The sequence below is a fragment of the Pseudactinotalea suaedae genome (assembly GCF_009733815.1).
Taxonomy (GTDB): domain Bacteria; phylum Actinomycetota; class Actinomycetes; order Actinomycetales; family Beutenbergiaceae; genus Pseudactinotalea; species Pseudactinotalea suaedae.
The window spans coordinates 16,658-40,498 of record NZ_WNXY01000014.1; the positions used below are offsets into that span (position 1 = coordinate 16,658).

The following is a 23,841-nucleotide window of genomic DNA, read 5'->3' on the forward strand; positions in this document are numbered from 1 at the left end:
AGCGCTTTGGGGTCGCAGCGGTCCACCGGGTAGACCGAGAATCCACCAGATGCGGCGATGCGCGACGCCGCGATACGGCGCTCACCGGTGCGGCGTCAGGATCCGGGGCTGACCAGCCCGGTCTCGTAGGCGACGACGACCGCCTGCACCCGGTCGCGGGCCCCCAGCTTGGACAGCACGCGCCCGACGTGGGTCTTCACGGTCGCCTCGGCCACGAACAGGTCGGAGGCGATCTCGGTGTTCGAGCGACCGCGCGCCATCAGCACCAGCACCTCGCGCTCGCGCTCGGTGAGGGCATCGAGGACTGCGGGGGGAGTGCGCTCGGCGTCCGGCAGCACGCTCGCCAGGTGTCCGATCAGGCGCTTGGTCGAGGACGGCGCGATCACCGCCTCGCCGTGGTGCACCGTGCGGATCGCGGCCAGCATGTCCTCGGGCGGGGTGTCCTTCAGCAGGAACCCGGAGGCGCCGGCCTTGATGGCGCGCAGCACGTACTCGTCGAGGTCGAACGTGGTCAGGATGATCACCTTCGGGCCGTCGCCGCCGGCGGGGTCGGTGAGTGCGGCGGTGGCAGCGAGCCCGTCCATCGTGGGCATGCGCACGTCCATGAGCACGACGTCGACCGGGTGGCTTCCCAGCAGCCGCAGCGCCTGGGCGCCGTCGCCCGCCTCGATGATCACCTGCATGTCGGGCTGGGAGTTGATCACCAGCGCGAACCCGGCCCGGACGAGCTGTTGGTCGTCGACCAGCGCGACGCGGATCGGGGTGTCGGTGGTGGCCTCGGGCAGCTCGGGCAGCTCGGTCATGGGGTTCTGTCCTCGATCGGTGGGGCTGGCGTGGTGGGCGGGGCGGGCGGAGGCCCTGACGGCGGCCAGCCACCGGGGTCCGGCGGCCTCGCCTGCCCGCCGGGTACCGGGATCTCGGCGCGGACCCGGTAGCCGCCGCCGGCGCGAGGGCCGGCCGAGAGCGTGCCGCCGAGCATGGCGGCGCGCTCACGCATGCCGAGGACCCCGTGGCCGGCGCCGTCGGAGGTGGCGGCGGCGCCGCGACCGTCGTCGTCGACCTGGAGCACCACGTGCTGGGGCGCCCAGTGCATGAGCACGGTCGCCTTCACGTCGGGGCCACCGTGCTTGAGGATGTTGGTGAGGGACTCCTGGGCGATCCGGTAGATGGTCGCCCCGGTTCCCGGTGGCAGCGGCCGGGGCGTGCCCATCTCGATCAGCGACACCGGCAGCGTGCTCTTCATCGACGCCACCAGCGCGGCCACGTCGGTGTCGGCGGGCTGCGGAACGAGCTCGGCGCTGTCGGCGGCGTCCGTCCTGAGCACGCCGAGGATGCGTCGCATGTCCGCCAGTGCCGCGCGGCCGGTCTCGGAGATCGTGAGGAGGGCCCGCTCGGCGGCCTCGGGAGAGGACTTCGCGGCGTACCGACCGCCGTCGGCCTGCGCGATCACGACCGAGAGGGAGTGGGCGACGATGTCGTGCATCTCGCGGGCGATGCGGGTGCGTTCGGCCTGGGTCGCGATCTGGGCGAGCTGGTCGCGTTCACGCTCCAGACGAGCGGCCCGCTCGGCGAGGGACTCCTGCTGCAGGTAGCGGGCACGACGCATCAGGCCCAGCGCCCAGGCGGTGAGCGCGAGCGCCGCGCAGCCGGTGAAGAAGAACAGCCCGGTCGCGATCGCCGGGCCCACACCGACCCAGTCCGTCAGCGCGAACGCCGCGCCGACCATCACGGCGCCGGCCGTGGCGACGAGCACCCAGGTGCGGCTCTTGCCGGAACGCCGGAACGCCGTCACCGAGTACAGCGCGACGAGCACGGCGACGTCGGAGGGCTGCAGGAACTGCCCGAGCGCGAAGTGAGCCACCGCCCCTGCGGCCACCACGATCGCGGTGCGCTGCGGATGGGAGCGCCGCCAGATCAGCGCCACCAGCTGCACCATGCCGAACAACGTCGCGAGCGCGAGGACGAGCCCGCCGGCCATGGCGATGCCGCCGTAGGCGATGGGGAGCAGCCCGAACGAGGCAGCGAGCGCGATCGCGAGCCAGATGTCGCCGGCCGAAGGCTGCGGAGCGCCGCCGTCCGGCGGTGGCGCGTGCTCGGTCGGCGGGGCGGTCACGCCGATCAGCCTAGGGACCGCAGCAGGCGAAGGCGTCCCGCTGCGGGACGAGTGGGGTGTCAGACCTGCGGTGGACCGGGCTCAGACCGGCTGCATCAGCTCCGGACCGTTGTTGCGGACGTTTCCGACGGCGCGGCCCACCTCGTACCAGGACAGCTCGGGCGCGGGTTCGGCCAGCATCGCGAGCACAGCCTCGAGATCGGTGACCGTGGGGTCGAGCCAGGACTCGGCGACATCGCGGGTGAGCATGGCGGGCTCGCGGTCGTGGATGGTCTCGAGCCCGTCGCGCGCGGGCGCCGTGACGATCGTGGTGGAGAGCAGCCAGCGGTCGGGGTCGTCGTCGGCCTTGCTCGGGTCGCGCCACCACGAGTACAGGCCGGCGAACGAGATCGGCGCGCCATCGGTGGGGTGGATGTAGTGCGGCACCTTGGCCGGCTTGGTCTCACCGGGGGCGGTGACCTTCTGCCACTCGTAGTAGCCATCGGCGAGGACCAGGCACCGCTTGGTGGCGGCTGCCTTCTTGAACGCCGGCTTCTCGGCGAGGGTCTCGCTGCGGGCGTTGAACATCCGCGCCCCGACCGAGATGTCCTTCGCCCAGGGCGGCACCAGGCCCCAGCGCGCCAGGTGCATCTCGCGGCGCACCGCTGACTCCTCCTCGGCGGCGTCGCCATCGAGCTTCGGTGCCCGGTCGACGACGATCCGCGCGCCATCGGTCGGCGCCACGTTCCAGCTGGCCAGCACGTTGCGCGCTGCCTCGGTCATGTCCTCGACGTCGAACGCGTCCGCGAGGTCCTGTGACTCCTTGAACGAGGCGTAGCGGCCGCACATGTGCCCATCCTCGCACCAGGGACCGACAACAGTCGGGGCTGCGACGGGCCGCCCTAAGAGGTCAGCCCCTCTCGAGCTGAGTGAGGATGGCGCTGTCTATGCCTGCCGAGCCCGGGAGACTGACGCCATGTATCGGCTCACCTCCACCTGGCACCTCCCGGCCGCCCCGGGAACGGTGTGGGACGCCGTCGAGCGGGTCGGGGACTGGCCGCGGTGGTGGCCGGGGATGGCCTCGACCACGGTGGTGCGGCCGCCGGGACCGGGTGGGGAGGGCGAGCGCATCCACGTGGTGGTGCGCAGCCCGCTCGGCTACCGGCTCGCGTTCGGGGTCGAGATCCTTGAGACGGACCCGCCGCATCGCGCCCGCGCGCGCGTCGTGGGCGACCTCGTGGGCGTGGGGAGCTGGACGGTCGAGGCTGACGACGCCGGCTGCGTGGCCACGATCCGTTGGCACGTGGCGCCCGCGCGAGGTCTGCTGCGCGTGCTGGGACCGGTCGTCGCGGGGCCGGCGGCCTGGGCACACGCCCGCGTGATGCGGGCGGGGGAGCGCGGGCTCGTGACCCACGTCACGGGATCTGACACTCGATAACGATTTCGTTACGATGGCTCGACTTCCCGCCCGATCCACCGTGAAGGAGCCCCGTGCCAGCAGGCCGTCGCCGTGCCGCCGCGACCCGGCGGTCGCCGTGGTCCCGGACGCTCGGTGCCGCAGCCGTCGGCGCTCTCGCGCTCGTCGGCCTCGCCGGTGCGGTGCCGGGTGGCCAGGCCACCCCGAGCGACCCGACGGCGGAGCTCCCGATGACGTTCGACGGCACCGACGGTGTGGTTCTCGAGGGACGCAGCGAGGTCGCCGCGCAACGGTCCGAGATGCGCGAGCCGAGCGGCGCACCCGTGCCGCTCTCCGCCGTCGGGACGAATCTGGCCGAGCCGCTGCCTGCGGTGACGGGGCAGCTGTGGGTGACCGCCGCCGTCAACGTGCGGTCGGGGCCATCGGTGGAGCACGAGCAGCTCACCACGCTCGCGTGGGCCGACCAGGTCGACGTCACCGGCGAGAGCGCCGACGGCTGGACCCAGGTGATCTGGGACGGCGCGGCGGCCTGGGTGGCCTCGGACTACCTCGCGGAGGAGGAGCCGGTCGCCGAGGAGCCCGAGGAGCCCGCTGATCAGGGCGTCTCCAGCGCGGCCTGCGGGACCAGCGCAGGCATCGAGTCGTCGCTGGCGGCGAACGCCGCGGCGACCTACCGCGCGGTGTGCGCGGCGTTCCCCGGCGTGGCCTCGTCCTACGGCGGCTACCGCCCCGGTGACGGCGGTGACCACGGCTCCGGCCACGCCCTCGACATCATGGTGAGCGGCGCCGCGGGCTGGCAGATCGCCCGCTACCTGCAGGCGCACGCCGGTGAGCTCGGCATCACCTACCTGATCTACGAGCAGCAGATGTGGACGGCCGGGAGCGCCGCCGGCGCCTGGGAGTACATGGCCGACCGTGGCAGCCCCACGGCGAACCACGACGACCATGTGCACGTGAGCACCGGCTGACGTCAGGAGCGGTGCCGTCCCGACGGCTCAGCAGTCGCTGGTGACCTCGCGCGCTCGTTCTGTCCGCGCGTACGCCGAGCAGGCGGCGCACCGCGTGACGAGGTCGTGCCGGCAGGTGCGCACGTGCGTCAGGAACGTCTCAGCCCTCTCGAGCTCGGCACGCTGGCGCCGAATCGCGTCGAGGCGACGGTCGATCACAGTCTCGCGACCCTGCTGGTCATGGTGAAGAACGAGGCGGATCTCCGCCAGCCGCAGGCCCACGGCCTGGCAGGACTGAACGATCCGCAGACGGCGCAGGTGCTCCTCCGCGTAGTCGCGGTGCCCCGAGGAGGTCCGGTCAGGAACGACGACGCCCTCGTCCTCCCAGTGCCGCAGCACGTGGGTCGCGACGCCGAGCCGAGCGGCGACCTCTCCGATCTTCATGGCCCCATGATGGTCGCTTGACTTCAGGTCGACCTGAAGTTTTAGCGTGACCGGCATGAAGGAGCCGGACATCCTGCCGCAGCCCGAGACGGTCCGCGTCGATGGCGCCGACATCGCGGCCTACGTCATCAAGCCCGAGCACGGGGCCGCCGCTGCGGACGTGGTGCTCTGCCACGGGACGCCGTGGTCCGCAGCGGCGTGGCTGCCCCTCGTCCGCGCGCTCGCCACCCGGTACCGGGTGTTCCTGTGGGACATGCCGGGCTACGGCGCATCGATCGGCGACGGGGACCAGCAGCACGTCGACCTCCTCCACCAGCAGCGGCGGCTCGCCGCGCTGCTGGATCACTGGGGGCTCGACCGGCCCCATGTGCTGGCCCACGACATCGGTGGCGCCGTCGCCCTCGGAGCCCACCTGCTGACCTCGCGTGATCTCGCCTCGCTCTACCTTCTCGACGTCGTGGTGCTCGACCCGTGGGGTTCGCCGTTCTTCCGGCTCGTCGGCGACCACGAAGCGGTCTTCGCAGCCCTGCCCGCGAACCTGCACGCGGCCCTCGTCCACGAGTACATCGCCGGCGCCGGTGGCGCGGGCCTCGACACCGCGTGGGTCGACGAGCTGGCTCGACCGTGGTGCTCCCCGCGCGGGCAGCGCGCGTTCTACCGGCAGATCGCCCAGCTGCGGCCCGAGCACACCAGACTGCTTGTCGCCCGGCTCGACCAGGTCCGTTGCCCGGTGCGCATCGGGTGGGGTGAGCGTGACCCCTGGATCCCTCGCGCCCAGGCGACCGAGCTCGCGAGCCGACTCCCAGGAACGGTCGAGGTGTTCAGCTTTCCCGACGCCGGGCACCTGGTGCCGCTGGAGGCCGCCGACGCCCTCGCGCGCGATGTGCTGACCTGGCTGACGGCGGTCACGCCGGCCGACGAGACCTTTCCGGACCGTTCCGGGATGCCCACGCCGGCCAGGAGCAGCCTGGCCTCGGTCACGCAGGCTTCAGCATCCCGGCGAGCTCACTGAGGCTCGAGGCCCGGAGGTCGAAGGCGTCCGCCGGGCTCGGGGGATCACCGACGGGACGGCTCACGTACGCGGTGCGCATCCCGATCGCCTGGGCGCCGCGCAGGTCCCAGGCATGCGCCGCGACCATGAGCAGGCGATCCGGCGGGCAGCTCATGGCGGTGGCGGCGAGCCGGTAGACCTCGGGTGCGGGTTTGTAGGTTCGGGCGTCCTCGGCCGAGAGCACCTGGTGCCAGCGGAGTCCGGCATGGGCGTTGATGCGGGCGAGTGCCTGACGACTCGCGTTCGACAGGCCGATGACGGGAAAGGACGCGGCGATCTGTGCGAGCGCCGGGACCGAGTCCGGCCACGGCGTCAGTCGCTCGCTCGCAGCCGCGAGGGTCCGGATCTGCTCCTCTCCTCCCAGGCCGGCCTCGGCTGCGACCGCCGTCGCGGCCTCGAGGGTGAGGGTGCTGCTGGTCGCGAACCGACGCCTACCGGCGAGCATGGCGTTCTGCTCGTCCTCCACGTACCTGTCCCAGAGGTCGGCGAGGCGACGGACCTCGGCACCCTCCAGGTCCGGGAGCACGGTGCGGATGCCCGACTCGATCCCGCTGGGTTGATCGACCATCGTGCCCAGGATGTCGAACACGACGGCGTCGTAGGCACGGGTGGGAGCGTCCATGTGTCCTTCGGATCCTCAGGTGTGTGCGAGGGCGAGCATCTGGTCGTCGTCGACCACGGTGTCACGATCCCGCGACAGCGCGGTCCCTCTGTGCGGCGTCGAACGCTTCCCTCGCTCGGGCGATCTGCTCCTGGTGCTCCTCGGTCCAGCTGACCAGGGACTGGATCGTGGTGAGCAGGGTGCAACCCAACGGTGAGAGTCGGTACTCGACGCGAGGCGGGACCTCGGCGTAGACGGTGCGGTGGACCAGGCCGTCGCGCTCGAGGTTGCGCAGGGTCACGGTCAGCATCCGCTTGCTGATGCCGTCGATCGCCTTGCTCAGCTCCCCGAAGCGCATCGTCTTCACCTCCAGGAGGGCGATGACCAACAAGGACCACTTGTCGGCGATGCGATCGAGGATCTGGCGGACGTCGCAGTCCTCACGCACGTCCCACTGGCAGGCGTCGGGTGACGTCTCGCAGGCCGAGGCCGGCTCGGTTACCTGGGAGGAACCCGGTATCTCCACAGTGCCTTCTTGTGCCATGTCTCGATGGTGACTCATGATCTTTCTAGGCACAAGTAGTGCCTAGGGCATGATGAGTAACCAAGGAGAACGCACTGTGACGTCGTCGACCGTGGCGGAAGCAGCCGCCCCAGATCCCACCCGTCGCAGGGCCTGGGCCGTGCTGGTCGTCGTGTGCGGTGCGCTGTTCCTCGAGGGGATCGACATCGCGATGCTCAACGTCGCGGTCCCGGCGATCGCTGCGGACATCGGTCTGACCACCGGCACCGCCCACTGGGTCATCAGCGCCTACGTGCTGGCCTACGGAGGTTTCATGATCTTCGGCGGACGCACCGCCGATCTGCTCGGTCGCCGTCGGGTGTTCCTGATCGCGCTGGCCGTCTTCATCCTGTTCTCCGGGCTGGGCGGGCTCGCCCAGGACCCCTGGGTGCTGGTGGTGTCTCGGTTCGTCACGGGGGCCACTGCCGGATTCATGACGCCGGCAGGCTTCAGCCTGCTGACCACCAGCTTCCCCGAGGGCTCCCTGCGGAACCGCGCGCTGGCGATCTACGGAGCGATCGGTGCTGGTGGCTTCACGCTCGGCGTGGTGGTCGGCGGGATGCTCACCAACGTCAGCTGGCGCCTGGTGTTCTTCGCGCCGGTGGTTCTCGGAACGCTGCTGTGGTTAGCGGGCCGAGCGGTCATCCGGCCCGATGCCCCGGCACGTCGGCGCGGGGGCTTCGACGTCGGTGGTGCCATCACCCTCACGCTGGCGATGGTCTCCCTGATCTACGGCATCGTGGCGCTCGGCGAGGACCTGGGTGACGCGTTCGGGATCGCGGCCGTCGCGGCTGCGGCTGTGCTGCTGGTGGGGTTCGTGGCCATCGAGCGCCGTGTGCGCGACCCCTTGTTGCGGCTGGGCGTCCTCGGTGAAGGACTGCTGCTCCGGGTCAGCCTGGCCGGGCTGCTGTTCATGGGCGCGTTCTTCGCCTTCCAGTACGTGGTGACGCTCTACCTGCAGGACTTCCGCGGCTGGACCCCGCTCGCGACCGGTCTGACCTTCGTGGTCATGGGTGCCGACATGCTGCTCGCGCCCCTGCTCACGCACCGACTCGTCGAACGGTTCGGCAACACCCGGGTCATGGTCGCGGGCCTGGTGGCGGGTGCGCTGGCGTTCGCCCTGACGCTGCGGTTCGACGGCATGTGGGGCTACTGGGAGCTGCTCCCCTCGCTGGTGCTGATCGCGGTCATGTTCGCGCTGGTCTACGGACCGCTCACCGCGGCGGCGGCCGAAGGCGTGGACGAGGCCGAGCACGGAGTTGCAGGTGGGGTGGTGTACACGGGCTTCCAGTTCGGTGCCGCGCTCGGGATCTCCCTGGCGACCATCGTGCTGGCCGGCTCTCACGGGGCCGCCGGCCTCGACGACTACGGGCGGGCGTTGATCGTCCCGGTGGTGGCAGCAGTCCTCGCGGTCCTTCTCGGCGTCGCGGCCGTGCGCAAGCACCGGTCCCTCGCAGCAGCGGACGTGCTCTGATCGCGCGCTGCGTCAGCTTCGCAGAGATCCGCTCCGCCACCGCGGCGAACGGCCGCGGCGGCACGGGCCGTCGCGACACGTGAGGGCTTGCGAGGTCGACCCCGCCGGACGCACCGGCGGGGTCGTGCTCTCATCGAGCCTGGAGCTCGCGCAGCGGGCGGTCAGCGGAGCTGAACGCCGCACGCAGGGTCGATGTGGCCTGGTCGATCGCGGCCTGCGCGGCGTGGGTGCTGCGGAGTGCGTTGAGCATCACGAAGTCGTGAATGATGCCCTGGTAGCGGGTGGCGACCACCGGCACGCCGGCTGCGCGCAGCTTGTTCGCATACGCCTCTCCCTCGTCCCGCAGCACATCGGCCTCAGCGGTGATCACGAGGGCCGGGGGCAGGCCGGCGAGCTGGTCGAGCGTGGCCCGCAGCGGTGACGCGGTGATCTCGGCGCGTGCGGCGTCGTCGGTCGTGTACTGGTCCCAGAACCACTGCATCGCGTCACGACGCAGGAAGTAGCCGGTGGCGAACTGCCGGTAGGACTCGGTGTCGAACGACGCGTCGGTGACGGGGTAGAACAGCACCTGCTGCACGATCGGGACGTCGCCGCGCTCCTTGGCCATCAGCGCCAGCGCGGTCGCCATGTTGCCGCCGACCGAGTCACCGGCGACGGCGATCCGAGTCGGGTCGAAACCCCGGTGGGCCGCGTGCTCGACGACCCAGCGCGCCACCGCGTAGCCCTGCTCGATCGCCGTCGGGTAGCGGGCCTCGGGCGACGGGTCGTACTCGGGGAACACGACGGCGGCACCGGTGCCGGTGGCGAGCTCGCGCACCAGCCGGTCGTGGGTGTGGGCGTTGCCGAAGACCCAACCGGCGCCGTGGAGGTAGAGGATCACCGGCACCACCTCGGGCGCGTCGACAGGTCTGACGACCCGAACCTCGACCGATCCGGTGGGACCGCCTTCGACGGTGAGCCACTCCTCGTGCACCTCCGGCTTGGCGATGTCGCCGGCTTGCACCGCGTCCACGGTCTTGCGGCCCTCGACCGGTCCGAGGTCGAACAGGTACGGCGGGTCGGCGGTGGCTGCCGCGAACTCCGCGGCCTGGGGTTCGAGAATCACCTGGGAGGTGTGCATGTCCGTGTCCTTTGCTCAGGGTGCGGTAGACCGTTGCGTGCGTCGATGGCTCGCGCGGTCGCTGTCATACGAGCGTGCGCGACCACCGGGCTGGTCGCCCCCGTGCCCTCCCTGGTCCGCACCCTGGGGTGGGCATGGTGTCGAACGGCCCGGCCCCAGAGGGCACCCGCACGGTGCGTGGTGTGGCGCGCTGCGGGTCAGGGGGTCGAGCGCGCTCCGAGCGCCTCCGCCAGCCGCCTGCGCGAGTCGACACCCAGCTTTCGGTACACCTTGCGGAGGTGGTAGTCGACCGTGCTGGCACTCAGGAAGAGGCTGGCGGCGATCTCGCGGTTGGTGGCCGGACCGGCAGCGAGCTGCGCGATCGCCTCCTCCTGTGGCGTCAGGGGATCCACGCCCGTGGGCGTCCGCTGCCGCCGCACCGTCGCCCCTGTCGCGGCGAGCTCTCTGGCGGCGCGGCCGGCGAAGCGAGGAGCGCCCATCTCGACGAACATCGCGTGCGCCGTCGTGAGCTCGGTTCTGGCGTCCTTGCGTCGGTTCTGGCGGCGCAGCCACTCGCCGTAGAGCAGGTGCGTCCGAGCGAGATCGGTTCGGACGGGCGTGTTCCGCAGCTCCGATATGGAGCGGTGGAAGTGCGGCTCGGCGTCGTCCCCGGCCAGGATCGCTCGTCCCCGGGCGTGAAGGCCGGCGGCCCAGGCCGTGCCGCAGGCCTCGGACCTCGCGGCCAGCCTGTCGAGAGCCGTCGCGGCAGTGTCGTCGTGGCCACATCGGTGCGCCGCCTCGATGACCTCGGCGAGGATTCGCCCGCCCTGGATGAAGGGATCCCGCTCCAGCACGGGCCACGCCGCCTCCAGCGCGGCGGCGTAGTTGCCCAGGCTGTTCTCCAGGACCGCCAACGACAGGCTCCCGGCGTTGACCATGAGGCCGTTGCCCGTCTCCGAGATCGCTGCCGAGCGCGTGGCGCCGATGATCGCTCGGCACTCGGTCTCGTCCTCGCACCAGGCGCTCAGCTCCGAGCTGAGGAGCTTCCACGCCAGGGTGTCGTCACCGATGGAGCGTGCGATCTCCGCCACCGTCTCGCACATGGTGGCTGCCGCACCGAAGTTGCCGCACCACACCTCGCCCTGAGCCTGGTTCGCCAGCGTGCTGCGGAGCAGGTCGAGCGCTCCTCGCGACCGTTGCTCCGCGGCGTGGTGTGCCGTGATCTGCCGATAGGCGTCGATGTCGAGCAGCTCGATCGCGATCGTGGCGCCGACGGTGCTCCATCGCGGGAAGGTGCTCGGAAGGCTGCGCTGCGTCATCGACTGCATCGCGGTGCGCAGGGCGCCGACGGCGCTGGTGTGGCCCCCGGTCAGCCGCGCGGCGAACGCCCGGATCAGGTCGTCGACGACCGACGTGTCGTCGGGTCCCAGGGACGTGAGGGCGGAGACTGCGACCTGCTCCGCGACATCGGGCTGTGCGAGATGTGAGCTGAGCACGACCATGAAGAGGCAGTCGGCGTACATGATCCGCGACAGTGCAGGCTCGAGCGCCTCGGTTGCCCGAGCCGCATCGAGCATCAGCGGCAGCGACTCCGCCAGCCGGACGATGGACGTGAGCGTGGCCCGCAACCGCTTCACCTGCGCCTGGACGAGTGGTTCGGCGTGCTCGACGCGGATGGTCTCGAGGAGCGTGGCCGCCTCACCCGGCGCTCCGGCCAGCAGGAGGGCGTTCGCCGCGATCATGCTGCGCTGGGCACGGACCCGGGGCTCGGGCGTGAGCTCGGCGGCCCGTGTCAGCAGGGCGGCGTGGGCCGCGTAGCGTCCACGTCGTTCGGCCTCGTTGCCCCGGGCTTCGAGCGCGGCTGCGACGTCCTCGTCGGTGCCGCTCACCGAGTGCGCTCGGTGCCACACCCACGCGTCGGGCTCGGCCGCGGGATCGATCACCCGCGCAAGGGAGGAGTGGGCGCTCCGGCGGCTCGCGGGCGTCGCACTCCGGTAGACCGCCGAGCGTACGAGCGGATGCCGAAAGGTGATGGCACCGGCGACGTCGATCAGACCCTCGTGCCGTGCCGCGTCCAGGGCGTCGGCGCTGAGGCCGCCGAGCGCCGCTGCCGACAGCACGGTGGCCAGCTCCGCACGCGAGTCGGCAGCAGCGATGAGGAGCATCTGCTGGGTGCTCGTGGGGAGCACACGGACTCGTTCGACGTAGACGCCCTCGAGCTGATCGCCGATCGGCAGCGGGTCGGGCAGGTCGATGGTGCCGACCAGGTGCCCGGGGGAGAGCGCTCGGACGAGCTCGACGAGAGCCAGCGGGCACCCCTGCGTGCCGACCGCGAGGCGCCGACCCACGTCAGGATCCACGACCGACCCGGATGCGGTCGACAAGAGCTCGGTGGTCGCCGCCGCCGAGAGCCCGGAGAGCTCCACCGTGGCGAGACCGTCGAAAGAACGGGCCACGCGGTCGTCGGGTCGAGCAGCGAACACCAGCGCGAGCGACTCCGCCTGGATCCGACGGGCCACGAACACCAGGACGTCCAGGGACTCCCGGTCGAGCCAGTGCGCGTCGTCGATCACGATCAGCTTGGCACGGTCTGCCTCGGTCTCGGCCAGGAGCGTGAGGGTGGCCAGGCCGACCAGGAACCGGTCAGGTGCGGTGGAGCTCGCCAGGCCGATCGCCGCACCGAGCGCCTCGCGCTGGGGCGCGGGCAACCCGCTGTAGCCGTCCATGAACGGGATCAGCAGTCGCTGCAGCGCCGCGAACCCGAAGTCGGCCTCGCCCGCTGCCCCCCGGAGCTCGCTCGTGCGGATCCCCATGCTTCGGGCGTGTGTCGCCACCTCGGCGAGCAAGGTCGACTTGCCCATGCCGGCGGCGCTGCGGACCAGCAGCGCGCCGCTCGCGCCAGAGCGGGCGGCCTCGAGAAGGTCGACCAGCCGATCGAGCTCGGGCTGGCGGCCCAGGAGCGCCACGTCAGGACAGCGCGACACGTCGGGCGACGCAGCGCTCTATCACAGATCCTGAGTGTACGCATCTGTGTGTTGCCTGGTCTGGCGAATCACCAGGCTTCTGAGACCGTTGCCGGCCATTCGCGGACCGGTGGTCCGCAGGCGCGTCGTCGGTCGCGAGCACGTGGGCCTCGCGCAGAGATCACGTAGTCACGCACCGGATGGCCCAGCTTCACGACTACGCAGATGCAGGACGCGACGCACGCACGCGCGCGGGCAGCATCGAGTCACATCCGATGCGTGGAGGACGACCATGACCATGACGGTGAACCCCGCGACGACGCGACCGCCCACCCGAGTCGACCACGCGGCGGGACCGACACAGGGTCCTGGCCGAGTGCTTCGGATCCGCTCGGGCCCCACGCGCACGACGATCGGCCTGCAGGACCAGCGGGCCGCGCTGATCGCGGTGATCGATCGCGCACGTGAGGGCAGCGGCCGCGCCGTCATGGTCCGCGGTCCGCGCGGCAGCGGCAAGACCCATCTGCTGGAGGCCGTAGCGGCGCAGACCGCGGAGTGCATGATGCTTCGCGCCAGCGGCGTGGAGGTGGAGTCCGGGATCGCCTACGGCACGGTGCAGCAGCTGTGCGGCCCGGTGGAGCACCGCATCGCCGAGCTGCCGAGGCCCCAGGCGGAGGCGCTCGCGACCGCGCTCGCGCTGACTCCAGGCTTAGCACCCGAGCCCTCGCTCGTCGGGCTCGCGCTGGTCTCGCTGCTCACGAACCTGGCCGAGGAACGACCGGTCGTCTGCGTCCTCGACGCCGCCGAGTGGATCGACGACAGCTCGGCGCGGGCCCTGGGGGTCGCCGCGCGTCGGCTGGCTGGTCTGCGGGTGGCGCTGCTGCTCGCGTCGAGCAGTCCCGCCACGCTCGCGGCGTTCGCCGGCGTCGACGAGATGTGGATCCACCCGCTCTCAGACGCCGAGGCAGGCGCGATGCTCGACCTCGAGCTGTTCGGGCGGCTGGATCCCGATGTGCGCGACCGCGTGATCGCAGAGACCCGCGGCAACCCGCTGGTCGTCCGCCAGCTCGCCCGCTCCACCTCCTCGCTCGCGCTCGCGGGCGGGTTCCGCGTCGACACCACGACCTGGGTGGACGCCGCACTCGACGCCCGCGTGACCGCACGCGTCGGCCGCGCGGACGACGACGCAGCGTTCGCGCTGCTGCTGGCCGCAGCCGAACCGCTGGGAGATGTGGCGACGTTCCACCGCGCGGTAGCGGCAGCCGGTCTGCCGACCGCCGCACCGGAGGCGGCAGTCGCGACGGAGCTGCTCACGCTCGAGGAACGGGTGCTCTTCCGGCACCCGCTGATGCGGCACCTGGTGTACCGATCCGCGTCCGAGACCCAGCGTCGTCGTGCTCACGCCGTCCTCGCCACCGCTGTCGAGAACCGGGCGGACCACGCGGCGTGGCACCGAGCGCGAGCGTGGACCGGTCAGGACGAGCGGCTCGCCGCATCGACCGAGCGCTCTCGGTCCCAGGCGGAACGGGCCGGTGGCGTCGCCGCCGCGGCGGCGTTCCTCAACATGGCCGCGACGCTCAGCGAACACCCTGGCGAAAGGTCGCGACGCGCGCTCGAGGCTGCGCGCCTGCACGCGCGCGGCGGCGCCTTCGACGACGCGCTCCGGCTCGTCGCGGATCTGGACCACCGGCTGGTGGGCTCGACGACACCCGCGACGGCGTACCTCGTCACCGCCGAGGTCGCCGCCTCGATCGGGCACGTGGACGCAGCGGGTGACCTGCTGGCCGCGGCCCACGAGCTCGAGGTGACGGACCCGGTGCTGTCGGCGTCGGTGGCTCTGGCGGCGCTGGAGGCCGCGGCCGCGGCGGGCCGCCTCGGCGCAGGCGGGGGTGTGCTCGACGTCGCCAGACACGCACGCAGTCTGGCGGGCAGCGCTGCCGGGACCGCGGCCGGCGGGCTGCTCCGGGCGGTCGTCGCACGATGGAGCGGTGGGGGCACGCCGGACCACGCCGGGCTGGCGCGCGCGCTCGCGGCATGCCGTGACGATGAGTCCGCGGTGCTGCCGATGGCGGTCCGGGTGGCTATGGAGCTGCGGGACGAAGGCGCGTGGGTGGCGCTCACGCAGCGACAGGTCGACCTGGCCCGCAGGTCCGGCGAGCTGGCCCGGCTGCCGAGGGCGCTCGATCTCCAGGGGTGCCTGCACCTGTTGCGGGGAGAGGTCGCCCTTGCCGCGAGCAGCGCGGAGGAGGCGGCGGCGATCGCTCGTCGCATCGGTGCCGCCGAGCCGGTGCTCGCACCGGTCCTGATGGCGGCGTGGCGATCCTCCGGCACAGGTCAGGACGACGCGCTCGAGGGCTGTCCCAGCGCGGGTGGCCCAGGTCGGGGCGGCGGTCCCGGTGGTGCCGAGGCTCTTCTCGACCTCGGTCGCGCCATGGCACACACGGCATCGGGGCGGTACGAGCAGGCGCTGTGCGAGGCGCTGCGCGTGCTCAAGCTCGATGAGCCGTTCGTCTCGTCCTGGGCCGTGCCCGAGGTCGTCGAGGCGGCGGTACGCGCAGGCCGGCCGGACCTGGCGGCGCACGCGATCGAGGTGGCCCGGTCCGTCAGCGACGCCACCGGCTCGTCCTGGGCGCTCGGGGTCGAGCACAGGTGCCTGGCACTCCTTGCCGACGACGGCGCGGCGGAGGCGCACTTCGATGCTTCGGTGCGGCACCTGGTGCGGGCAGGCATGAGGTTGGACCTCGCGCGGACCCAGCTGCTGTACGGCGAGTGGCTGCGCCGACAGACCCGCCGGGTGGACGCACGGACGCCACTGCGCCAGGCGCTGGAGGTGTTCGAGGCCGCCGGCGCCGCCGCGTTCGCGACCCGTGCCTCGCTCGAGCTCCGCGCCACCGGAGAGCAGGCGCGCCGCCGGACCCCGGACACGCTCGTCGATCTCACCGAGCGCGAGGCCCAGGTGGCTGCACTCGCCGTCGAGGGCCTCTCCAACCCCGAGATCGGCATGCAGCTGTTCATCAGCGCGCGCACTGTCGAGTACCACCTGCACAAGGTGTTCGCGAAGCTGGGCATCACCTCCCGCGCCCAGCTGCGGGCGGCGCTGCCGCCGCGCTGAGCGGTCCACGGGGCTGGGACGCCGCGGCACGGGCCAGCACCGCCGTCGCCGCGGCCGGGAAGAGCAGCACGGAGAGCAGTCCCGCACCCACGAGTGCGGCCTGCTCCTGCGTACCCATGAGGCCGAGCTCGACCCCGATCGCGGTCGCGACGACCACGAACGGCAACGACGTCGCTTGCAGCAGCGCGGCGGCGGCAGCGGGCGCGCCCGTGACGGTGGGCCGGTAGAGCAGCACCGGCAACCCGCGGACAGCGAGCATCGCCAGCAGGAAGATCGGCACCAGCGTCGCGCTGCCGGGCTCGCTCACGAGCGCTCCGACGTCGAAGGTCACGCCGCTGGCGACGAAGAAGACAGGGATGAAGAACCCGTAGCCCATCGCCTCGAGCTTCGAGCGCGACTGCTCGCTGTGGGCGTGGGAGCGGTTGATCTGGCCCAGCGCGACGCCGGCCAGGAACGCGCCGAGGATGACCTCGAGGCCGAGCGCCTCGGCCAACGCAGCGAACCCGATGAGCAACGCCATCGCGATCCGGACCCGGATCTGGGCGCTCGAGCCCTCGAGGCGCTGCAGCGCCCGGTGAAGCAGGCGGAGTCTCGCCGCACCTCGCGCGGTGAGGCACACCAGCACGGCGGCCGCGACGAGCGCGCACACCAGCACCGCGCTCGAGGCCGGGCTGCCCCCGGTGGAGAACAGCACGCTCAGGGCCACGATCGCCCCGATGTCGGCGATCGAGCCGGCGGCGATGACGACCGAGCCGAACGGCGAGCCGAGCATGCCCGAGTCCTTGAGGACCGGGACCAGCACGCCCAGAGCGGTGGTGCACAGCACGACGGCCACCAGGGTCGGCGTCTCGACCAGGCCGGTCGCGGCCAGGACGAGTGCCGCCAGCGCCGCGAGCACGCAGGAGACCACGAAACCGAGCCCGACGACGGTGAGCACCCGGCCACGGAGCGGGCCGAGGTCGAGCTCGAGGCCGGCGAGGAACAGCACGAAGGCCAGCCCGATCAGGGCGACGACCTCGATGGTCGGGTCGATGGTCACCCATCCAAGAACGGCGGGTCCGACGGCGATGCCCGCAGCGATCTCGACGACCACGGCCGGGACCGGGGCGCTCGAGCGCAGGCTCAGCAGCAGCGGGACCGCCAGCGCGATCGTGACGACGACGAGCAGCTGCGAGAAGTCAGGCATCGGGATCTCCTGTCGGACGGGGGGAGGTGCTGCTGAGCACCCCCACGGTCGGCCTGCGGGTGATCGTTCGCATCCGGACACCTACCGGGGTGCCCCTGGTCCGCTCCTGCCGTGCGCGGGGCAGGAGGCGGACTAGGGCCTCGCCTAGGCACGACCCGGATGCCGCCCCAACGGCACCGCGACACGCTCGTGCTCATCACCCATCCGCCACCGTCGGTGGTGGCACACCCCCAGGAGATGTCATGAGCCACAGCACCCCCACCGTCGTCCTCGTCCACGGCGCCTTCGCCGAGTCGGCGAGCTGGAACGAGGTGATCAGCCGTCTCGGCGAGCGCGGCATCAGGGCCGTCGCGGCGCCGAACGAGCTGCGCAGCCTGGCTGCCGACGCGGCGGCCGTGAGGAGCGTCGTGACCGCCATCGACGGTCCGGTCCTCCTGGCCGGCCACTCCTACGGCGGCGCCGTCATCAGCGAGGCCGCTCAGGGAGCGGACAACGTGGTCGGCCTGGTCTATGTGGCCGGGTTCGCGCCCGAGGTGGGGGAGAGCTGCGGCGACCTCACCAACCGGTTGCCCGGCAGCACCCTGCCGTTGACGCTCCGGACCGTCGAGCTGGCGGACGGGACCACCGACTTCTACATCAGGGCCGACCTGTACCACCAGCAGTTCTGCGCCGACGTCCCCCTCGGGATCGCCGTGCAGATGGCGGCGACCCAACGGCCGTTGCGGGACGTCGCGCTGACGGAGGCGGCGGTCGACCCGGCGTGGAAGCGGCTGCCCTCGTGGTTCGTCTTCCCCGACCAGGACCGCAACATCCCCGTGGCGCTGCACCGGCTCATGGCCGAGCGCGCCGGTGCGATCGAGACCGTCGAGGTCCCCGGCGCCTCCCACGCGATCACCGTGTCGCAGGCAGGCGCCGTCACCGACTCCATCCGTACGGCCGCCAAGTACGTGAGCCGGGCCGCCGTCAACCACATGGTCTAGCACCGCGACCGCCGGCGCACGACATGCGTCGCCGTCCGAGCAAGGAGAACCCATGGACACCCACACCTCGGGCTCGGCCACGGCTGCCGAGCCGGCGACCGGACCGCTCGTCCGACTCGCCGAGCTCGGCCTTCGACTGCCGCTGGCGCCGGCCGCGGTGGCTGCCTACGTGCCGGCGCTGCACGTCGGCACGCGCGTGCTCACCTCCGGTCAGCTCCCGTTCGTCGACGGCAACCTGCCTACCACGGGTCGGCTGGGTGAGGCGATCACCGTGCCCGAGGGGTCCGACCTGGCGCGTGTGGCAGTCATGAACGCCCTCGCCGCCGTGCACGGCCTGGTGCCGCTCGAGCACGTCGTCCGGGTCGTCAAGCTGGTCGGCTACGTCGCCTCGGCCGACGGCTTCATCGAGCAACCGGTCGTCGTCGACGGTGCCTCGCACCTGATCGGCCAGATCTTCGGTGAGCGCGGGCGCCATGCCCGCTCCGCCGTCGGTGTCGCGTGGCTGCCGCTCGGCTCGCCCGTCGAGATCGAGCTCGAGGTCGAGGTCGAGGTCGCCGAGCGGCCCCACGCCCACTCGGCGTGAGCCGAGCGGCACTCGCACCGTCACCCCCATCAGAACCCGTTTTCGTCACCACCCATGTGGCGCGCACCAGCGCGTCCTCACCGAAAGGAACACTCATGAGCACCACCCCTGTGAAGCAGACCATCGTGCTGGTCCACGGCGCCTACGCGGACTCCTCGAGCTGGAACGGCTCGATCAACGCGCTCCGGGACGCGGGCTACCCCGTGATCGCGGCCGCGAACCCGCTGCGCGGGATCGAGAGCGACGCCGCGTACCTGCGCAGCGTGCTCGACAGCATCGAGGGACCGATCGTCGTCGCAGGGCACTCCTACGGCGGTGTGGTGATGAGCCATGCCGCCGAGGGGCACCCGGACGTCACCGCGCTCGTCTACGTCGCGAGCTTCCTCGCCGAGCCGGGCGAGAGCCTCGTCGACCTCGTGACCAAGTTCCCCGGCGCGCGGCTCGGCGACGCCGCGCAACCGGTCCCGTACCCGACGCCGTACGGCGAGACGGCCTCGGAGCTCTACATCGACCAGGCACGGTTCCACGAGCTGTTCGCCGGTGACGTCGACGCCGGCATCGCTCAGCAGATGGCGGTGGCCCAGCGCCCGCTGGCCTTGGCCGCGTTCGAGGCGGCATCGACGCGTGCCGCCTGGAAGACGATCGAGTCCTGGGTGCTGGCGGCGGGGCAGGACCTCGCAGTCCCGGCAGCGCTCTCGCGCTTCATGGCGGACCGGGCGAACGCCCACCTGATCGAGGTGGACGCCTCCCACGCGGTGACGGTCTCCCAGCCCGGAGTCGTCACCGATGTCATCCTGCAGGCCGCCGAGAAGACCGCTCGCTGAGGCTGATCCACACCTCGGCAGCCACGGCTACATCCTCGTCGCGGTGATCGCGGCGGGGATGTATCCGTGCGTCAGGAGCGAGACACTTCCGATCGACCCACGCCGCCCGACACCCCAACAAGACTCGGAGACCCCCATGACCCAGACCTACACCGACTACGACCCCACCCACGTGCCCGCCGCGGTGCCCATCTACCTCGACGCCCATGACGAGAAGCGCCACCTCGACGCGGCAGCGGTGTTCACGCCGGACGCGACCGTGCTCGACGAGGGCAGGACCTACGAGGGCATCCAGGCGATCAGGGACTGGATGAAGCGGTCCTCGAGCGAGTACACCTACACCAGCACCCGCATCGGCCAGCAGGTCGTCGACGAGGACCACGTGGTCGTGCAGATCCGGATCGACGGGAACTTCCCTGGCGGCACGGCCACGCTGCGGTACCAGTTCGAGCTCCAGGACGGACTGATCCGCCGGTTGGCCATCGAGGTCTGAGCGCGCCCTCGGACAGCACCCGCGGCCGCCCGACTGATCTGCGCCGACCCAGCGTTGTCCACAGCCGAGGTCGGGGGGCTAGCGGTGCTGGTGACGACGGCGGTAGTTTGTGCCGCCTAGCCAGGGGAGGGGCCGATGGCGGACGGGGTGGCGATCCTCGAGGGTGAGGTCCGTGAGCTGATCCGTCGGCGCGGGCTGGACCCGAGCGCCGATGCGGAGGCGACCCGGGTCCTGATCGCCGATGCCGTCGCGGACTACGACGAGCGCTCGCTCCTGGGCCGGGTGCCGCGCCTGGTGGATCCGAACGAGGCGACGAAGGCGCTCCATGACGCCGTCGTCGGCCTCGGTCCGCTCCAGAAGTACCTCGACGACCCGGCGATCGAGGAGATCTGGATCAACGAGCCGGGCAAGATCTTCGTCGCCCGCTCCGGTCGTGCCGAGCTGACGACGACGATCCTCACCGCCGCCCAGGTCCGTGACCTGGTGGAGCGGATGCTCCGCAGCAGCGGCAGGCGGCTCGACCTGAGCACGCCGTTCGTGGATGCCTCGTTGCCCACGGGTGAGCGGCTGCACGCGGTCATACCCGATGTCACCCGCACGCACTGGGCCGTCAACATCCGCAAGTACGTGGCGCGCGCCAGCCGGCTGCAGGACCTCGTGGCGCTGGGATCGGTGACCCCGCAGGCGGCCACGTTCCTCGACGCGGCCGTGGTCTCCGGCCTGAACGTGCTGGTCAGCGGCGCCACCCAGGCCGGGAAGACCACCATGGTCAACGCGTTGGCCGGCAGCATCCCGAGCCACGAGCACGTCATCACGTGCGAGGAGGTCTTCGAGCTCAGGCTCGCGGGCAGGGACGTCGTCGCCCTGCAGTGCCGGCAGCCGAATCTTGAAGGTGCCGGCGAGATCCCGTTGCGGCGGCTCGTCAAGGAGGCCCTCCGGATGCGGCCGGACCGCATCATCATCGGGGAGGTCCGCGAGGCCGAGGCGCTCGACCTCCTGATCGCCCTCAACGCCGGCAACCCCGGGCTGGCGACCATCCACGCGAACTCCGCCCGCGAGGCCGTCACGAAGATGTGCACGTTACCGCTGCTGGCAGGTGAGAACGTCTCCGACCGGTTCGTGGTGCCCACCGTGGCGGCTGCGATCGACCTGGTGGTCCATCTCGACCTCGACCGCGACGGCGTCCGCCGCACCCGGGAGATCATCGCCCTCGCGGGCCGCGTCGAGGAGGGCATGATCGAGACGTCCTCGCTGTTCGAGCGTCGCGAGGAGAACCTCGTCCGCACCGATGGCTACCCACCGCACGAGGACCGGTTCCGCCGCGCCGGCTACGACCTGCACGCGCTGCTGGCGCACGCGGGCTGAGCTGATGGGGACCGCGGCAGGGCTGCTGCTGGGCGCCGGACTGCTCTGCGTGTGGTGGTCGTTCTGGCCGCGACGCGAGCGCGTCCCCTCACCCTGGACCACCCGCGCCCGCGACATGCTCACCCAGGCGGGCATGCCAGGCGTCTCGGTCGGGGCGTTCGTCGGGACCTCGATCGGTCTCGGCGCCGCGGTCCTGCTCGTCGGCCTCGCGATCACCGCCACGCCGCCGATCGCGGTCTGCTTCGCGGTCATGGCCGGTGCCGCACCGACCGCGTACGTGCGAGCGAAGTCGCGTCGCCGCCGCAATGAGCTGCGTGGTTTGTGGCCCGACGTCGTCGACGACCTCGCCTCCGGCATCCGCGCCGGGCTGTCGCTGCCGGAGTCGTTGATCGCGCTCGCCGAGCGTGGCCCTGAGCAGCTCCGTGCCGAGTTCACCCAGTTCGCGCGTGATTACCGCGCCTCGGGGCGGTTCACCGACTCCCTCGATCTCCTCAAGGCACGGCTCGCGGACCCGGTCGCGGACCGTCTCGTCGAGGCGCTGCGGCTGACCCGTGACGTCGGCGGCACCGATCTCGGCCGGTTGCTCCGCACGCTCTCGCAGTTCCTGCGCGACGACCTGCGCGCGCGGGGCGAGCTCGAGGCGCGCCAGTCCTGGACCGTCAACGGTGCACGGCTCGCCGCGGCGGCACCCTGGCTCGTCCTGGCCATGCTCAGCACCCAGTCGAGCACGATCCAGGCGTACAACTCGGCCACCGGGGTGCTCGTGCTGCTCGTCGGAGCGGTCGCCTCGGCGGTCGCCTATCAGGCGATGGTCCGGCTCGGGCGGCTGCCCGAGGACGTCCGGGTGCTCCGGTGACCGCGTTGCTCACGCCCGCCGGGCTCACCGGCGCCGGCATCGGTCTGGTCTTCGGCGTCGGCCTCGTCCTGGCGCTCTGGCGTCTCTCAGCCCGCCGTGTCCGCCTCGTCGACCGGGTTGCCCCGTACCTGCAAGAACGCCCGACGACGTCCCGACTTCTCGTGGACAGCCACGTCATCACACCGTTCCCCACCGTGGAACGGATCGTGCGCCCCGTGGTTCGCGACGTCGGTCGGCTCCTCGAGCGCCTGGGCAGCGGCGCCCACTCGATCCGACGTCGGCTGGTCCGCGCGGGCAGCCCCACCACGCTCGAGGCCTTCCGTACCGAGCAGGTGATCTGGGCGACCCTCGGCCTGGCGATCGGGCTGGTGCTGGCGCTGGTGATCGGCGTCGCACGCGGTGTCTCGCTGGTCCCGCTGGTCGCACTCGTCGTGCTCTGCGCGGTGGGCGGTGCGCTGCTGCGCGACCAGCTGCTCACCCAGCAGGTGGCACGGCGCGAGCGGCGCATGATCGCCGAGTTCCCCACCATCGCCGAGCTCCTGGCGCTCGCGGTGGGTGCCGGGGAGTCACCGCTCGCGGCCCTGGAGCGCGTCAGCCGCACCACCCGCGGCGAGATCTCCACGGAGATCCGCACCACCCTCGCCGATGTCCGCTCCGGGGTGGGTCTCGCCGTCGCGCTCGACGCCATGGCCCGCCGAACCGAGCTCGCGAGCATCGCGCGCTTCACCGATGGCGTCTCCACCGCCGTCGAGCGAGGCACGCCGCTCGCGGACGTCCTGCGCGCGCAGGCACAGGACGCCCGCGAGGTCGGTCACCGAGCCCTCATGGAGGAGGGCGGCCGCCGCGAGGTGTTGATGATGATCCCGGTCGTCTTCCTGATGCTGCCGGTCACGATCCTGTTCGCCGTGTTCCCGGGCCTGTCCGTGCTCGCGATCACCCTCTGACCTCCGATGGAAGGACACCGACATGAAAGCTCTCCGGCGGCGCTGGGCCGCTCTGTGGGCCGAGCCGGACCGCGGCGACGTACCCGGCTGGGTCATGATCACGCTGATCACTAAGACCTGACTTCACCCACACGACCCGAGTAGGTCGGTCAGATTGTGGCAGCGCGAGCGGGCGCGGGTGTCTGAGCATGGCGGTTCGGCCAATGCAGCAGGGCCCCTCACCCTGGAACGGATGAGGGGCCCTGCCTGCTATGCCCGGCGCGTACTATCCGCGCGTGGGCGTCTTGCGATGAGCGATCCACCGCTCAACTGCCGTCCGCAACCGCAACGGTCCGGAGGATGTCTCCACCACTGCGACGGGAAAGTCTGCCTTCTCGGCGAACTCCCTCGCACGCTGGCGAGACACACCGGCCAGTGTGGCGATCTCGGCGTAGCCGACGAGATCGGGGATGGACGGAGCTTCGGCATCTGCCTGAGCTACTTCCTCAGTGCGGATGTCAAGCCTCACAATGCTGTCCTGGCCGAGGCCAGGAACAGTGCGAGTGATGGTTGATGCAGCGACCGCAGATGCCTCGGTGGCCGTCTCGGCATCTACTGTGAACGATGCGCCTCCCTTACTGCCGTCGCGGGAGACGCTAACAACGCCTCCACGGTCGAGCAGTTTGGTGAGCGCGTCATCGATGTCGTCCTCGGTCAAGGGCCGGGGGGAGACAAAGTCGATGTCGGCGTACCACGTGGCCGTGGTCATTGGATTCACTTCCTCTCTCGGTGTTCGGTAGGGAGTCGGTCGGTACCGGTTGCTCATGAGCGGCGTTGGTCCTATGGTTTGGTGGTAGCCGCCGTTGGCG

The 23,841-nt window shown here is 71.5% G+C and carries 22 protein-coding genes; 12 read left to right on the forward strand and 10 right to left on the reverse strand.

Annotated elements, in window-relative coordinates; translation table 11 throughout:
- Window positions 1–95 precede the first annotated feature (95 nt).
- From GPA04_RS19985 to GPA04_RS19995, 3 genes are all read right to left on the reverse strand, one after another.
- Window positions 96–803 carry a response regulator gene (locus tag GPA04_RS19985; protein WP_156225988.1) on the reverse strand — a complete coding sequence of 236 codons (708 nt, stop codon included), beginning with the start codon at window positions 801–803 and terminating at the stop codon, window positions 96–98.
- Window positions 800–2,113, reverse strand: a complete 1,314-nt coding sequence (locus tag GPA04_RS19990; protein WP_241680944.1) for a sensor histidine kinase — start codon at window positions 2,111–2,113, stop codon at window positions 800–802. The genes GPA04_RS19985 and GPA04_RS19990 overlap by 4 nt, the downstream gene beginning before the upstream one ends.
- 81 nt (window positions 2,114–2,194) lie before the next feature.
- Window positions 2,195–2,941, reverse strand: a complete 747-nt coding sequence (locus tag GPA04_RS19995) for an SOS response-associated peptidase (RefSeq protein ID WP_156225989.1) — start codon at window positions 2,939–2,941, stop codon at window positions 2,195–2,197.
- A 127-nt stretch (window positions 2,942–3,068) separates the two neighbouring features.
- On the opposite strand from GPA04_RS19995, the gene GPA04_RS20000 reads away from it, so the two are divergent.
- Entirely contained in the window at window positions 3,069–3,530 is a 462-nt protein-coding gene (locus GPA04_RS20000) for an SRPBCC family protein (RefSeq protein ID WP_162458675.1), read from the forward strand.
- A gap of 53 nt (window positions 3,531–3,583) precedes the next feature.
- Window positions 3,584–4,477 carry an SH3 domain-containing protein gene (locus GPA04_RS20005; RefSeq protein WP_156225991.1) on the forward strand — a complete coding sequence of 298 codons (894 nt, stop codon included), beginning with the start codon at window positions 3,584–3,586 and terminating at the stop codon, window positions 4,475–4,477.
- Between the two features lie 27 nt (window positions 4,478–4,504).
- Here GPA04_RS20005 and GPA04_RS20010 read toward each other — a convergent pair whose 3' ends face one another.
- Window positions 4,505–4,900: a MerR family transcriptional regulator gene (locus tag GPA04_RS20010; protein WP_156225992.1), complete on the reverse strand. Its 396-nt coding sequence runs from the start codon at window positions 4,898–4,900 to the stop codon at window positions 4,505–4,507.
- 55 nt (window positions 4,901–4,955) lie between these two features.
- Between GPA04_RS20010 and GPA04_RS20015 the strand changes: the two genes are divergently transcribed.
- The gene (locus GPA04_RS20015; RefSeq protein WP_156225993.1) at window positions 4,956–5,912 is read left to right on the forward strand and encodes an alpha/beta fold hydrolase; all 957 of its coding nucleotides are present in this window, start codon (window positions 4,956–4,958) and stop codon (window positions 5,910–5,912) included.
- On the opposite strand, the gene GPA04_RS20020 is transcribed toward GPA04_RS20015, so the two are convergent.
- On the reverse strand, window positions 5,878–6,573 hold the full coding sequence (locus GPA04_RS20020; RefSeq protein WP_156225994.1) for a haloacid dehalogenase type II: 696 nt from the start codon (window positions 6,571–6,573) through the stop codon (window positions 5,878–5,880). The genes GPA04_RS20015 and GPA04_RS20020 overlap by 35 nt on opposite strands.
- Window positions 6,574–6,634: 61 nt before the next feature.
- Window positions 6,635–7,078 (reverse strand): winged helix-turn-helix transcriptional regulator, encoded by a 444-nt coding sequence (locus GPA04_RS20025; protein WP_241680945.1) that lies wholly within the window; start codon window positions 7,076–7,078, stop codon window positions 6,635–6,637.
- A gap of 94 nt (window positions 7,079–7,172) precedes the next feature.
- Between GPA04_RS20025 and GPA04_RS20030 the strand changes: the two genes are divergently transcribed.
- Complete coding sequence (locus GPA04_RS20030; RefSeq protein WP_241680946.1) at window positions 7,173–8,588, forward strand: MFS transporter; 1,416 nt, start codon at window positions 7,173–7,175, stop codon at window positions 8,586–8,588.
- Window positions 8,589–8,718: 130 nt separating this feature from the next.
- On the opposite strand, the gene GPA04_RS20035 is transcribed toward GPA04_RS20030, so the two are convergent.
- Window positions 8,719–9,708 (reverse strand): alpha/beta hydrolase, encoded by a 990-nt coding sequence (locus tag GPA04_RS20035; RefSeq protein ID WP_156225996.1) that lies wholly within the window; start codon window positions 9,706–9,708, stop codon window positions 8,719–8,721.
- A gap of 197 nt (window positions 9,709–9,905) precedes the next feature.
- Complete coding sequence (locus tag GPA04_RS20040; protein ID WP_162458676.1) at window positions 9,906–12,653, reverse strand: ATP-binding protein; 2,748 nt, start codon at window positions 12,651–12,653, stop codon at window positions 9,906–9,908.
- A gap of 373 nt (window positions 12,654–13,026) precedes the next feature.
- On the opposite strand from GPA04_RS20040, the gene GPA04_RS20045 reads away from it, so the two are divergent.
- Window positions 13,027–15,762, forward strand: a complete 2,736-nt coding sequence (locus GPA04_RS20045) for a helix-turn-helix transcriptional regulator (protein WP_162458677.1) — start codon at window positions 13,027–13,029, stop codon at window positions 15,760–15,762.
- On the opposite strand, the gene GPA04_RS20050 is transcribed toward GPA04_RS20045, so the two are convergent.
- Entirely contained in the window at window positions 15,719–16,948 is a 1,230-nt protein-coding gene (locus GPA04_RS20050; protein WP_156225999.1) for a cation:proton antiporter, read from the reverse strand. The genes GPA04_RS20045 and GPA04_RS20050 overlap by 44 nt on opposite strands.
- 242 nt (window positions 16,949–17,190) lie before the next feature.
- Here GPA04_RS20050 and GPA04_RS20055 point away from each other — a divergent pair, with 242 nt between their 5' ends.
- The 7 genes from GPA04_RS20055 to GPA04_RS20085 all read left to right on the forward strand — a co-directional run bounded on the left by GPA04_RS20055 (window position 17,191) and on the right by GPA04_RS20085 (window position 22,993).
- Window positions 17,191–17,928 carry an alpha/beta fold hydrolase gene (locus GPA04_RS20055; RefSeq protein WP_156226000.1) on the forward strand — a complete coding sequence of 246 codons (738 nt, stop codon included), beginning with the start codon at window positions 17,191–17,193 and terminating at the stop codon, window positions 17,926–17,928.
- A gap of 52 nt (window positions 17,929–17,980) precedes the next feature.
- A complete protein-coding gene (locus GPA04_RS20060; protein ID WP_156226001.1) occupies window positions 17,981–18,511 on the forward strand; it encodes a RidA family protein in 531 nt (176 codons plus the stop codon).
- A 95-nt stretch (window positions 18,512–18,606) separates the two neighbouring features.
- Window positions 18,607–19,335, forward strand: coding sequence for an alpha/beta fold hydrolase (locus GPA04_RS20065; protein WP_156226002.1), 729 nt, complete (start codon window positions 18,607–18,609; stop codon window positions 19,333–19,335).
- A gap of 136 nt (window positions 19,336–19,471) precedes the next feature.
- Window positions 19,472–19,828 (forward strand): nuclear transport factor 2 family protein, encoded by a 357-nt coding sequence (locus tag GPA04_RS20070; protein WP_156226003.1) that lies wholly within the window; start codon window positions 19,472–19,474, stop codon window positions 19,826–19,828.
- A 135-nt stretch (window positions 19,829–19,963) separates the two neighbouring features.
- Window positions 19,964–21,193: a TadA family conjugal transfer-associated ATPase gene (locus GPA04_RS20075; RefSeq protein WP_156226004.1), complete on the forward strand. Its 1,230-nt coding sequence runs from the start codon at window positions 19,964–19,966 to the stop codon at window positions 21,191–21,193.
- A gap of 4 nt (window positions 21,194–21,197) precedes the next feature.
- Entirely contained in the window at window positions 21,198–22,049 is an 852-nt protein-coding gene (locus GPA04_RS20080; protein ID WP_156226005.1) for a type II secretion system F family protein, read from the forward strand.
- The gene (locus tag GPA04_RS20085; RefSeq protein WP_156226006.1) at window positions 22,046–22,993 is read left to right on the forward strand and encodes a type II secretion system F family protein; all 948 of its coding nucleotides are present in this window, start codon (window positions 22,046–22,048) and stop codon (window positions 22,991–22,993) included. The genes GPA04_RS20080 and GPA04_RS20085 overlap by 4 nt, the downstream gene beginning before the upstream one ends.
- Before the next feature lie 265 nt (window positions 22,994–23,258).
- Here GPA04_RS20085 and GPA04_RS20090 read toward each other — a convergent pair whose 3' ends face one another.
- Window positions 23,259–23,741 (reverse strand): hypothetical protein, encoded by a 483-nt coding sequence (locus GPA04_RS20090; protein WP_156226007.1) that lies wholly within the window; start codon window positions 23,739–23,741, stop codon window positions 23,259–23,261.
- Window positions 23,742–23,841: the final 100 nt, after the last annotated feature.

What these genes read in the sequence shown, in the direction of transcription:
- GPA04_RS19985 (WP_156225988.1), bottom strand. Translation starts at nt 803, where the DNA reads ATGACCGAGCTGCCCGAGCTGCCCGAGGCCACCACCGACACCCCGATC.
- GPA04_RS19995 (WP_156225989.1), bottom strand. Translation starts at nt 2,941, where the DNA reads ATGTGCGGCCGCTACGCCTCGTTCAAGGAGTCACAGGACCTCGCGGAC.
- GPA04_RS20000 (WP_162458675.1), top strand. Translation starts at nt 3,069, where the DNA reads ATGTATCGGCTCACCTCCACCTGGCACCTCCCGGCCGCCCCGGGAACG.
- GPA04_RS20010 (WP_156225992.1), bottom strand. Translation starts at nt 4,900, where the DNA reads ATGAAGATCGGAGAGGTCGCCGCTCGGCTCGGCGTCGCGACCCACGTG.
- GPA04_RS20015 (WP_156225993.1), top strand. Translation starts at nt 4,956, where the DNA reads ATGAAGGAGCCGGACATCCTGCCGCAGCCCGAGACGGTCCGCGTCGAT.
- GPA04_RS20020 (WP_156225994.1), bottom strand. Translation starts at nt 6,573, where the DNA reads ATGGACGCTCCCACCCGTGCCTACGACGCCGTCGTGTTCGACATCCTG.
- GPA04_RS20035 (WP_156225996.1), bottom strand. Translation starts at nt 9,708, where the DNA reads ATGCACACCTCCCAGGTGATTCTCGAACCCCAGGCCGCGGAGTTCGCG.
- GPA04_RS20050 (WP_156225999.1), bottom strand. Translation starts at nt 16,948, where the DNA reads ATGCCTGACTTCTCGCAGCTGCTCGTCGTCGTCACGATCGCGCTGGCG.
- GPA04_RS20055 (WP_156226000.1), top strand. Translation starts at nt 17,191, where the DNA reads ATGAGCCACAGCACCCCCACCGTCGTCCTCGTCCACGGCGCCTTCGCC.
- GPA04_RS20060 (WP_156226001.1), top strand. Translation starts at nt 17,981, where the DNA reads ATGGACACCCACACCTCGGGCTCGGCCACGGCTGCCGAGCCGGCGACC.
- GPA04_RS20065 (WP_156226002.1), top strand. Translation starts at nt 18,607, where the DNA reads ATGAGCACCACCCCTGTGAAGCAGACCATCGTGCTGGTCCACGGCGCC.
- GPA04_RS20070 (WP_156226003.1), top strand. Translation starts at nt 19,472, where the DNA reads ATGACCCAGACCTACACCGACTACGACCCCACCCACGTGCCCGCCGCG.
- GPA04_RS20075 (WP_156226004.1), top strand. Translation starts at nt 19,964, where the DNA reads ATGGCGGACGGGGTGGCGATCCTCGAGGGTGAGGTCCGTGAGCTGATC.
- GPA04_RS20080 (WP_156226005.1), top strand. Translation starts at nt 21,198, where the DNA reads ATGGGGACCGCGGCAGGGCTGCTGCTGGGCGCCGGACTGCTCTGCGTG.
- GPA04_RS20090 (WP_156226007.1), bottom strand. Translation starts at nt 23,741, where the DNA reads ATGACCACGGCCACGTGGTACGCCGACATCGACTTTGTCTCCCCCCGG.